Annotated in this window: 7 protein-coding genes; 4 read left to right on the forward strand and 3 right to left on the reverse strand. The window is 39.5% G+C overall.

What is annotated here, in order from left to right; all coding sequences use genetic code 11:
- Positions 1-13: 13 nt before the first annotated feature.
- The 3 genes from IJ00_RS27785 to IJ00_RS14945 all read right to left on the reverse strand — a co-directional run bounded on the left by IJ00_RS27785 (position 14) and on the right by IJ00_RS14945 (position 6,440).
- Positions 14-1,552, reverse strand: a complete 1,539-nt coding sequence (locus IJ00_RS27785) for a S8 family serine peptidase (RefSeq protein ID WP_046814825.1) — start codon at positions 1,550-1,552, stop codon at positions 14-16.
- Between the two features lie 588 nt (positions 1,553-2,140).
- Positions 2,141-3,886: a C2 family cysteine protease gene (locus IJ00_RS14935; RefSeq protein WP_035154255.1), complete on the reverse strand. Its 1,746-nt coding sequence runs from the start codon at positions 3,884-3,886 to the stop codon at positions 2,141-2,143.
- A 511-nt stretch (positions 3,887-4,397) separates the two neighbouring features.
- Positions 4,398-6,440 carry a S8 family serine peptidase gene (locus IJ00_RS14945; protein ID WP_035154257.1) on the reverse strand — a complete coding sequence of 681 codons (2,043 nt, stop codon included), beginning with the start codon at positions 6,438-6,440 and terminating at the stop codon, positions 4,398-4,400.
- A gap of 477 nt (positions 6,441-6,917) precedes the next feature.
- Here IJ00_RS14945 and IJ00_RS14950 point away from each other — a divergent pair, with 477 nt between their 5' ends.
- From IJ00_RS14950 to IJ00_RS14965, 4 genes are all read left to right on the forward strand, one after another.
- On the forward strand, positions 6,918-7,706 hold the full coding sequence (locus IJ00_RS14950) for a TIGR00297 family protein (protein WP_035154259.1): 789 nt from the start codon (positions 6,918-6,920) through the stop codon (positions 7,704-7,706).
- A 346-nt stretch (positions 7,707-8,052) separates the two neighbouring features.
- Entirely contained in the window at positions 8,053-8,811 is a 759-nt protein-coding gene (locus tag IJ00_RS14955; protein WP_035154261.1) for a peptidylprolyl isomerase, read from the forward strand.
- Positions 8,760-11,429, forward strand: a complete 2,670-nt coding sequence (locus IJ00_RS14960) for a type I secretion system permease/ATPase (RefSeq protein WP_035154262.1) — start codon at positions 8,760-8,762, stop codon at positions 11,427-11,429. Before IJ00_RS14955 ends, IJ00_RS14960 begins: the two co-directional genes overlap by 52 nt.
- 418 nt (positions 11,430-11,847) lie before the next feature.
- Positions 11,848-12,612 (forward strand): metallophosphoesterase family protein, encoded by a 765-nt coding sequence (locus IJ00_RS14965; RefSeq protein WP_035154265.1) that lies wholly within the window; start codon positions 11,848-11,850, stop codon positions 12,610-12,612.
- Positions 12,613-12,646 lie beyond the last annotated feature (34 nt).

Genomic DNA, 12,646 nt, shown 5'->3' on the forward strand with positions numbered 1-12,646 from the left:
GCGCGATCGCCGCTTACATTTGCCAAGTCTTACCAATGACACCAATATCCCACCCAGTGGTACTTTTTCCTTGGGTACTATTCCCCGATGTACTTGCCAGGATATCTCGAACTTGAGCCTCAGTTAAATTGGGGTTAGCACTCAGCATCAAAGCAACAACTCCCGCAACATGGGGGGTTGCCATGGAAGTACCACTATAACTACCATATTTATTACCTGGTAGAGTCGAATAGACATTCACCCCAGGTGCGGTAACATACTCTAACTGATTAGAACCTGCTCGGTTAGAAAAACTAGCTAAATTACCACCTTGATCGACTGCACCCACCGCAATACCATAATTTTTAGCATAGCGCGCCGGATAAACCGGAGCTGAACCACCACTATTACCAGCTGCCATTACTACGACTACATTTTTACTACTAGCATATTGAATGGCTTTTTCTAGCTCACTGTTGGGATAGGAACTACCGAGACTCAAGTTAATGACGTTAGCACCATTATCCACAGCATAATAGATTCCTTTGGCGATCGCGCTATAGCTTCCCGAACCATTGTCATCTAACACCTTCACAGGCATAATTTTCGCACCATGGGCAACACCTGTCACCCCGGTACCATTATTTGCACCCGCGATCGTTCCCGAAACGTGGGTTCCATGACCATCCACATCTAAAGTATTATTGTTATTACTATCAAAATTCCAACCGTAAGAATCATCTACATAACCATTGCCATCATCATCAATCCCATTACCAGCAATTTCTTTACTATTCGTCCAAATATTTTGCTTTAAATCTGTATGGTTGCGGTCAACACCAGTATCTAAAACTGCAACTACCACACCCTTGCCAGTATAGCCCTTTGCCCATGACTCTGGTGCTTTCACCATATCCGAACCCCAATCATTTCCACCCAAATCAGGTACATCAGCAAAGGTATTTTGACCTACAGCTTTACTCACTGCCGCAGCTGCATTTACTAAACCATATCCTGAGTTAGAATTATACCCCTGACTATTAGCAGAAGTAATTGTAATTTGCCTTGTGGCAACATTATTGCTATCTTCTAAGCCAAAAATATTATCTAGAGCATCGGCTTTATATAATAAATAATAATTACCCGTATCTAAATTAGTATCTAAACTCAAAGTTTGAGATTTATTAATCGAACTACCTGCATCTAAACTGCCAATCCAGTTAAAACCCAGTAGTTTATCATCACTACTAATACTCTCATCTTTAGACAGGTAAAGACTAGTATAATTAAAGCTAGTATTATTAGTCCCAATATTTGTGATTTGATAGCTAATCTCAATACTACTGCCAGGAGTAGCAATAGTTGGAGCAGTGGGATTTTGAATTGCTAAATCTGCTTTTTCTGCGGATACTGGATTAGTATAATTATTCTCGCTGATATCGTTGGTATAACTACTACGGCTCCAACGTATATTTAAATCATTTCCAAATTCACTATTATTCCCTAAACTCAGAGAATTGACATTTAAACCTTGACTGTCAAAATCATTTTTACTAGCAACATCGAACCCCATAATTATTATAACCCCAAACTAATGTGAATTGATGTAGAGGCATATCAAGGCATGATAATTAAGGCAATTACTCAGAGAATCTCACTAACATCTATTCTCCCTAAGTGAAGCTTGATTAATTAATACTTGAACTGACAAGTATAGAGAGATGTTCTATCCATATTATTTCTCTCTTAAATAAAAAATACTATATTTGATATAAAAAAATGAAATTATCTTTACAGAATTATGATTAGATAAAAATATTTCTCAAAGCTATTATTGATATATATAAATTAAATGTATTTTTTGTATATACTTTGCTTTTTCAGGTATTTATGTAATACCTAAGTACATTGGATTTTTCATACTTACTATATCAATCAAAGTAAAATTAGATATCACAATTTTAAGCAGGAAGGTGCAATTAAATATAAAAGATATGTAGGATGGGTTAGCGCAGCATAATCCATGTAGAAGAGGACTTTGAGGCGTTGCGGCTACATATAATACATCCTAACTTTGATTAAAGCTGCCTACTTGTAAAAACAAAAAAATATACCCATTTTACTTAAGAAATGAGTATATATAGATAAAATATCGGTGAGACTAGGTAGAAACTACACGATTTGTAGTGCCTTCCCAATAACTTAAATAAGCTTGCATGTCAGACCATTTGAGTTGTAAAATACCTGGCTTAGACGTATAATTATCCACACCCCAAGGGTTGAAAAGCTGAAAAGTCTGAGAACTAGAATTATACCCAACTAAGGTATAAGCGTGCCCTGCTACCATAAAAGATGGAACATTAGATTTAGTGGCAAAACTAATCAGTTGTCCGGAATTGAAAGCACTGAGAATATTTTGTAAATTGAGTGAATTACTAGCAGATTTTAGCCCAGTAATTTGCATTAATGCATCACTCGCATAGCCTTCAGCAATCCCGTTATAGGAATTTGTATTATCTTGATAAATCCAACCAGATTCATTAAGTTGAGCATAGGCTTTTTCTGCTAGTGCTACCCATAATTCATTGTTAGCATTTTGATAGTGACTACCTTTACTAGCATAGACAAAATATCCTGTGATACTAGTTGGTAAATATCTATCAACTGTGACATAATCAGCTTGCCCGTTTTGCCAAAAACGCACGGTAAAAGTTCCGTCACCATTATCAATAAACATATTTTTGATAGTATTAGGAGTTCGGAAAGCTGTTGCTGCTAAACTGGACAGAAAATAACAGTTATCTAAGTCACCTTGTTTGATATCTTGATAGGCAATGCCATTTTGAAATAAGGAACCACTAGCATACTGATATTTATAGGTGGTAGTAGGGCGATCGCCACCTAAAAACCACTTACTAATCAAATTTTCTAATTGCACATCACTACTACCAATAGATAAGTTACCTAGTTGCTTACCCTGGTACTTTTGGTTTGCGACTTGACTACCCAATACCTTACCTGTTAGTACTTTGACGTGTTCGGGTATTTGTAGATAGGAAGAATTTTTCAGTAATGTTTGTAAGTCTGTCAATTCCGTACTATCAACAGCATTATTATCCTTGCTACTCCTCAATATAGCTATCATATCGTTGCGATCAATGACTTTATCCGCAAATCTTGCCCTTGCTGTCTGTCGAATACCACCATCAAGAATATTCTCGTCAAACCAGTCTTGAGTACCAACTACATCAAAACTGCTAAAGACATCATTACTTCCATTCCCGGATTTATCATAAGCTATACCCCAGAGTTGATATTTCCCCGCACCTAAACCCTGCAAATCATAGCTAAAAGTTCCTTGACGATTATCACTTTGATTTATCAAAAAACTAGTAACATCGCTAATATTTTGCCAAGCATTACCCTCTTTTTTTAACCACAAGTCTACCCTAGTTAAATCTTTGACTCCATTTCTGTCAAAAACGTTAGTATTAACTAGCTTGACAGTTTCCCCCGAACTGTAGGTGATTTTATCCGTGCTGAATTGTAAGCTTTGTGGTGCTTCATTCAGAGACATTTGTAAACGATAGGCAGCAGTGGTTCGCCCAACTTGATAAACTCGAATATAGTAAGTACCTGCATCGAGTTTTCTATTGATAGTTTCTGTACTAATATTCCTGTTATAGGAACCTACAACTACATCACCCTGACTATTCAGTAATTGCAAGTCAGCATCTGCTGAAAGTTTATCTATAACAACATTGAAACTACTTCGATTTGTAAAACTAATTTTATAATAATCATTGGTTTCTCGCCCTCCAACCCAATCAGTAATTGTTACAGGTAATGATGCAATATTTAAATCTTTCGCCTTACTGAAAGAGTTTACAGAAATATTAGAAGGCATAGTGATTTCTGCGTCCTTTGCTCATAAAAACGTCTGGAACGCACCCTGATCGCCCTTAAGAATTCAAGGGCTGATTTTTCTCTTTTCAGAAAATTGAAAAATGTATTTCTATGCTGCTTTTGTTTGTGGCGATACAGCTATGTTAAAAATGCGTATTTTTTTTAACTTTATATTTGAAACACCTACGTCAAACTACTGCATATATTGTCAGTAACTTCAGCATTTTATGGTGATGAGAATACAGAGCAATTCCTCATAAATGCCGAGATAATGATTATGGTTTTAAAGCTGAGAAATCATATAAAAATATTAGAAAATGAGCTATATGAGGATTTCTATAAACTAGGAGACTTTTTACTTACAAACTTCCTATTTATTTACCTAAATAAAAATACTGAATTCTTGTACTGACAAAAAAAGATGGGCGTTTAACCCATCTCATGAAAACTATGGAAATTAGATTAGTGAAGTATCACACCCAATTCTTCCGTAATCTCTATGTGATTAAAGATTAGGTGGATATGACTTTAGTGCTATTCACTGCAATTCTGGCGATCGCCAATGCTCTACGAATCGCAGCATCAGCATTGATAACACCTGCACCATATTCTACTGGTGTACCCACGTCATAGGCTGTTTGTACTAATATTTGCTTGACTTGTTTAGCGTTGAGGTTAGGGTTCGCACTCCAAACCAAGGAGGCAATCCCTGATACCATGGCAGTTGAAGCGGATGTGCCATTGAAATAACCATCATTACTAAAAATAATATTGCCATTGGCATCACGAGTTGCATTCAAACTGACAAACTCTGAAGGTGCAACCAGGGTTAAACCATCTCCGTAATTGGAACCCCACCAAACTGGATCGCTGTAGGAAATGCGGGTTCCTGGGGTTTTGGAATTACCGTAGTAATCTTTAGTTCCCCAGACTGCACCTACGGAAATCACATTGCCATATTTTTTACTTAAGTAGGCAAGATCGGTAAGTTCATTTTGATCACCATTCCCAGCAGCAATCACAAATAGGGCTTTATCTTGGTTGCTACTAATAATTTTCTCAATTTCTGTAACATTGCCACCGGAAACACTGAGGTTAATTACTGCCAACTGTCCATTTTTCTTGGCTTCATTAATGATAATCTGAGCTGCTCCCCCTAGGGTTTGATCACCAGGATTACCACCAATGACATCCACCATTCTCACCGGGGAATTCCAGTTGATGGGGGTAATACCTAGTTTATTATTGGCTCTACCTGCAATGATTCCCTGGGTAAGAGTTCCGTGGGATTCTTCTGAAGACTCATCTATGGTATTTTGGTCGAGCGTATAGGTGTAGCGTAAATCTGGATTAATACCACCATTGCTGTTTCTAGCGATACCCGTATCTCCAATCCCAATCAGTACCTTGGTGGAACCAGTAGTCATTCGCCAAGCGTTATGAACACCAGTCATGTTCAAATTCCACTGTTGATTGTAGAAAGGATCATTCGGGATGACGGATAAATTAATGACTTTGTCACTAAATTTAATTACATCAATGTTTTCAAAATAAATTTGTGTCTTATTGGCTAGGGTAATGACATCAAATAGGCGATCGACACCGTCACCTGTGTTATATACTACACCTCCACTCGTGAGAGTCGCCAAACTAAGAGTCACAGAAGTTGAAGCAATACCAGATAAATCCAAGACATCCCTTTTACCTGTGTTGTAATCGACATTCCCATTTCCCGAAAAAACTGTCAGACTATATCCTGCTTTGTAAGTAAAGGTATTGGCTCTTAAATTTCCAGCTTCAATTCTGGTACTACTACTTGTCAAAGGTGTGACAATCTCAGTCGAACCTACTAGGGTTTGACTGGAGACACTCAAATCATAGAAAGTTTCACTACCCCCATAAGTATAAACCTGGAGATAATAAGTCCCCTTGTTTAAATTAGTATTGATTGTCTCTACAACTTTACCCAAATTTGCAGAACTAGCTATCAGATTACCTTGAGCATTAAATAAGCGTATATCTGCATCTCCGCTCAAGTTTTTCAGGCTCAAGTTGATATTGCTGCTACTATTTAGACTAAATTTATAATAGTCATTAGAGTCAGATATTCCTAACCAATCGCTAATATTCGTCGATTCTGTGCCTAAATCAATTTCCTTAGCTGTTGTGAAGGAATTTCCCCCATAATCTAAAGCAGTTACACCAACAGTTAATTTGTAGTCGGTTGCAGCATTACCGTAAGGGTAAATACGGATATAGTAATTACCTGCATCCAAAATTTTAGTAATCGATTCAGGATTATTACCACCTATATTGGAATAAGCTATAACCTCACCATCATCAACTATTTGATTATTATTTGTATCTAATATTAAATCTATATCCGCATCAGCACTTAAACCTTTGAGGTCAAGCTGTAAACTGCTGCGAGCGCCTAAAGTAAAATTATAAATATCCCCACCGTCAGTACTATTAATACTATCAGTAAAGACAAGGGTTTGATTTGTAGGGTTAATACTCAGAGCTTTGTCTAGGGAAGAAACATTAACTGTCATACCTGAAAAATGACTACCTTTTATACCTATATCTGATTAAAATCTATAATTCTAATTATTTGATGATAGAAATACTTTATAGTGCCAAAATTTACTTAAAGCACATGAAAAATTTACTGAAACTTTAAAGTATAGATGGTTTCAATCAGCATATTTTCTTGTTCTCTAGAGAAAATTTATACTTTCTTTACAAAATCTGAATAGAAGATTATCAATATAGAAATATTTCTAGAAAATAAAACCGATTGTTAAAGGTGATTTTCTGCTTATTATTGGCATAAATCTTTTTTTATTAACCTTATTTGCTATTTATCTCACTCTGAATCTTTTTATCTTCTGAAATCAACCCTATGAAACCCCATCCTCTCTCTGATTTCCTTTAACCTCTTGCCGAAATAGGGGGGATGGGGCAATCCACTCAGTTACCCCAAATTAGCTATTCTTTTGATACTCTGGCAAAAAAAGGAAAAAGTAGAGATGCCTCTTTTTGGAAATTTGACTAATTTCGCTGCCTCTCCTTGGTTAATTGCAGCTGGCTTAAACGCAGTTCTGTTAGGTTTGGTTTGGTTTGCACCCAAAAAACTTCTCACCCCAGCAGGTATACTTCATGCTTGGGTGTTGGGTGTATTGATTTGGGGAGTTTTGGGATGGCAAGGATATCTAGTTGTGGTGTTCTATTTTTTAGTTGGTTCCCTAGTAACACGTATTGGGATGGCAGAGAAAGAAGCCGCAGGGATTGCCGAGAAGCGCTCCGGAGCTAGGGGACCCGAAAATGTTTGGGGTTCAGCAGCTGTTGGAGCTGTCTGTGCTGTCGGAGTCGCCTTAATTTCAGCTGGTTTGTTGCCCCAAAATCTTAATTCCCTACTAATATTGGGTTATGTAGCTAGTTTCAGTACAAAGCTTGCAGACACCTGCGCTAGTGAAGTGGGTAAAGCCTACGGTCAGCGAACTTTTCTGATTACAACCCTACAACCCGTCCCCAGGGGAACCGAAGGAGCAGTTAGTTTAGAAGGTACATTAGCGGGTGTACTAGCATCGATTGCGATCGCCATGGTGGCTTGGGGTGTGGGTATGATTGACTTGCTAAGTATCCTGTGGTGTGTACTAGCTGCATTTATCGCCACAAATCTCGAAAGTGTCATTGGTGCAACACTTCAATCCAGATATACCTGGTTGACTAATGAATTAGTTAATGTCATAAACACGTTGATTGGGGCGATCGCTGCCACACTCTGTGCTTGGTTATGGATGGTAGTTAGTTTGTAACAACATGGTAAAAATATATTTTGTTCTCGCTTCGATTCTCAGGTATGGCAGGGAAAATCATCGCTTCGTCGCAGCTTGCTGTCAGCTATAGTGATTTTTCTTGTAATGATAACTGGGGAAAGTTTTGCCCATGTTTGATGATTAGTCCATCTCCTCATTTACCTGGTAATTCCGATAACGGTAACAAAAATTACCTGTGTGCATTTGGCGATTATTGCCCATCTTCCTTGCCTATGCTTATGATGGCAGTAGTTTCTTCAGAGAGAGATAGAAGCCATTCTTCCGAGTTTTCTCTGATGAATAAGTTCCCAATTTATGTGTTTCCGTTTATCTACTTACAAGCTTTATGGAATCTTCATCATTTTTGACCATAGATGATCAAGCAATTTCTGCGGGACAGGTTGTAAAATATCTGCAAACATCTGGAAAGTTAGGTCAGTTTATCGGTGATATTCTCCGTCAACACGTTATTGAGCAGGAAATTCAAAGCAGGGAAGATATTACCGTTAATTCGGCAATTACCGAGCAAGCTATCATTGACTTCCGCTTGCAGAACCAATTAACTGACCCTAAAAGCTTTCAGGAATGGCTACAAAATAACGGTACAGATTACACAACTTTTCACGCCACCGTTACCCTAGGGTTTCAATTAGAAAAGTTAAAATCGCTAATTACCGAACCGAAACTTCAAGAATACTTTATTGAGAGAAAAATTTTTTTGGATCGGGTGATTATCTCGCGGATTATTGTCGATCAGCAAGAGTTGGCAGAGGAATTACAAGCACAAATTGAAGAAGGCACAAGCTTTGAAAATTTGGCAAAAGAATATTCCCTCACAGATGATCGTATGGTAAACGGGATGATGGGACCAGTGAGTCGTGGTACATTACCTGATATTCTCAGGGCAGTAATTGACATCGCGAAACCAGGCGAGTTAGTCGGACCTATTAAACTCGAAGAGCGCTATGGTTTGTTTCGTATAGAGCAATTTCTGCCAGCATCATTAGAAGATACTCAACTAAAACAAGCACTACAAAATGAGTTGTTTGAGAAATGGCTAGCCCAGAAAATTCAAAAGCTGACAGTCAAATTACAGGTAAGCTAAAACCTCCAGAGGATGAATCCTGGAAACATCAAGTGCTAGCTGCTTTACCGTGGGAAAACCCACCACTATCTTGGCTGGATACTCGACAACGTAACCTTTTACAAGCAGATATTGAAACTTGTCGTTTTACTCTGGGAGAAAAGATTTGGTATCAAGACGAGGTTGGTTATCAATTTTTAATTATCTCTGGTAAGGTGCGTCTACGGGGAGAGGAAACTGGCAAACCCCTAGGAACTTTGCAGACAGGGGATTGGTTTGGAGATTTCAGTCCGTTACCAGTAGAGTGTAAAGCAGTTGCTGCCAGCAAGGAAGTAATTATCGCTCGTTGGCACATTTCCCTATGGAAAGAAATTTCCACACCTGAAATTGAGGAATTTTGGTTACAGGGGAAAACTTCTGTCACCTCCTCCCTAGAGTCTGATAGTTATTCTACGGTAGTACAAACACCGCTAGAAGTTGGGGAAGCACCCACCCAGGCAAAAGCTGTGCGTACTGTTTCCTCCTCTTTAAACTATCCTTTTGTGTCGAGTTGGCAGACTGCTGCTGCTTGTCTAACGATGGTGGCACAGCAATTAGATAATCCTGTGAGTCTGGAGTGGGTACAGCGACAACTTCGGGGACAAAGTCCGAAAAACTTGACGGAAACCGCCGAAAAATTGGGTTTTCTTCTACGACGTTTACAGGTAAGTTGGCAGGATTTACGTCAGCTATCCTTTCCAGCTTTAATGCACTGGCAGCAATCTAGCTGGGTAGTGGTATATGGATTTAGGGGAAATAGCCTAATTATTGCGAATCCCTTGAATCCGGATTGTCAGTGTGAAGTTATACCTCAGTCCCTGGTAGAAGCCGCCTGGAATGGTCAGCTTTGGCAGGTAGAATTAATTAATCAACAAGAAAAGTTTAACCTGGCTTGGTTTTTGCCGGCAGTATGGCAATACCGGAAACTTTTAGGTGAAGTACTGCTCGCATCCTTTACCTTGCAGTTACTAGGGTTGACGACACCATTAATTACCCAGGTGGTAATAGATAAGGTGATGGTACAGGAGAGTTTACCCACCTTAGATGTGATGGCGATCGCTCTGTTAGTTGTCTCCCTATTTGAAGCCATTCTGGGTATTCTGCGTCTATTTGTCTTTACCCATACGGCTCGGCGTTTAGACTTAAGTCTCTCAGCACAGCTGTTTCGACACCTGATGCGTTTGCCCCTTGCCTACTTTGAATCCCGTCGCGTCGGGGATACTGTCGCTAGGGTACAGGAATTAGAGCAAATTCGCCAATTTCTCACAGGTACAGCCTTAACTGTTGTTCTCGATAGCATCTTTGCCGTAGTTTACCTGGCATTGATGTTTTACTACAATATACCCCTCACCCTAGTTGCCCTCGGAGTCCTACCCCTCTTTGCCATACTGACATTAACAGCTACACCAATTTTACGTAACTGGCTGAATGAAACCTTTAATCGTAGTGCTGACAGCCAATCATTCTTAGTAGAAACAGTTACAGGTATTCACTCCGTCAAGGCACATGCAGCCGAACCTGTTGCCCGCGATCGCTGGGAAGGTTTATTTGCTCGTTTCATTCGTACAGGTTTTAAAGCTTCCACAACTTCCAATATCAGTAGTAATATTGGTGACTTTCTCACTAACTTTTCCAACCTCCTGATTCTCTGGTTTGGGGCAAAACTTGTCATTGAAAACAAACTCACCATTGGTCAATTAATCGCCTTCCAGATGCTTTCTGGTCGGGTTACAGGACCCCTCCTGCGATTGGTACAACTCTGGCAAAACCTGCAACAAGTTCTCCTCTCTGTTGATAGAATCGGTGACATCCTCAACGTTGCCCCCGAAGCAGAACCGGGTACAGGTTTAGTCTTACCACCTCTGAAAGGACAAATCAGTTTTGACCAAGTATTTTTCCGCTACCGTAGTCAAACAGAACCCGTCCTACGAGGCATCTCTTTCCATACCGAACCAGGGCAATTTATCGGTATTGTTGGGCGTAGTGGTTCCGGAAAAAGCACCCTATCAAAACTCCTACAACGTCTTTACCAAATCGAATCGGGCAGAATTCTCATTGACGGATTTGATATTAAAAGTGCTGATTTAGCCTCCCTACGTCAACAAATTGGTGTCGTTTTGCAAGAGGATTTTCTCTTTAATGGATCCATCCTAGAAAATATCACCCTCGGTAACCCAGAAATTACCTCCGAAGAGGTAGTAGAAGCAGCTAGACTGGCAGTTGCCCATGACTTTATCAGTGAACTTCCCCAAGGTTATGAAAGCAATGTTGGGGAAAGGGGTACAGCCCTATCAGGGGGACAAAGACAACGTATTGCCCTAGCACGTTTATTTCTTTCTCAAGCACCAGTTTTAATCCTGGATGAAGCGACTAGCGCCCTAGATAGTGAAACGGAACAACAAGTACTACAGAATCTCCAAAAAGTCTCCCAGGGAAGAACTGTATTTCTGATTGCTCACCGTTTTGCTCCCCTCAAACGTGCTGATTTAATTTTAGTTATGGAAAAAGGGGTAATTGCCGAACGGGGAACCCATACGGAATTACTACAACAAAAAGGCTTATATTGGTCTCTTTACCAACGACAACAGGCAAATGTGTAAGCAGCTTGTCTGATACTAGAGTTAACTAAATGCTTATTCTCAGGGCAAATGCTTGTTTGCCCTTATTTGTGTTTCTCTACACAATCATTCACTATCTAGCTGGTAAAAAATCAGATTTGTAAAATATTGTCTATCCCTTTCCTCTTTTACTCAATATTCTCCAGGTAAAATCTCCCATCGACTAACTGACACCCTTAACTGTGTTGATGTTGACATTCCCCAGAGGTGGAATTAGTTTACAGTCATAGATAGGATTATAAAATTTAAAGAATTAAGTCTTTTAGGTAAGTAAATTTATCGAAATTGGGAATAATGAAGTCAATCTGAGATTTCTGAGTGATACAAATTAAATTTGCGAAATGACGCTAATTTAAGCTGTAGCAGCAGTATCCGGCAATGTGATTCAAGTAAACAACTGATGAGCGCAACCAGCCACCGACGTATTGTGATTGGGGATGTACATGGTCACTATGAAGGGTTGATGAGACTACTAGAAGCGATCGCCCCCTCTAGCGATGACCAAGTATATTTTTTGGGAGATTTGATTGATCGTGGTCCCAAAAGCTCCCAGGTAGTCAAATTTGTCATGGATAGTCCCTACAAATGTCTGTTGGGAAATCATGAGCAGATGTTATTAAATATTCTCACTAATCGGCAAATTTCCTTACCGACTGTCCAATCATGGCTGTACAGTGGTGGGCAAGCAACCGTTGCCAGTTACGCAGAAGCGACTATTCCCCATGACCATTTAGAATGGTTTAGCACTTTGCCTACCTATCTAGATTTGGGAGATGTTTGGCTAGTTCATGCTGGTATTGACCCGACAATGGCGATCGCGGAACAAACTAGTCAGCAGTTTTGTTGGATTAGGGAAGAATTTCACGGTATAAAACAACCCTATTTCCCTGATAAACTCATCATTGTGGGTCATACTATCACCTTTACATTGCCGGGGGTGACTCCAGGTAAAATTGCCCAAGGAAAAGGATGGATTGGTATTGACACGGGTGCTTATCATCCCCGTAGTGGTTGGTTAACAGCTTTAGATATCACCAATAATTTGGTTTACCAAGTCAATATTTTCCGCCACTGTATTCGCACCCTCCCCCTGGAAAAAGCTGTTACTACGATTAATCCAGAAGATATTCATGAGAGTCGCCACAAAAAATGTTTAGTGGGCTAAAGGGGAAAATCATCCCCAACCCCCAATTTTTAAT

The sequence above is a fragment of the Calothrix sp. 336/3 genome, from assembly GCF_000734895.2.
In the GTDB taxonomy this organism is placed as follows: domain Bacteria; phylum Cyanobacteriota; class Cyanobacteriia; order Cyanobacteriales; family Nostocaceae; genus 336-3.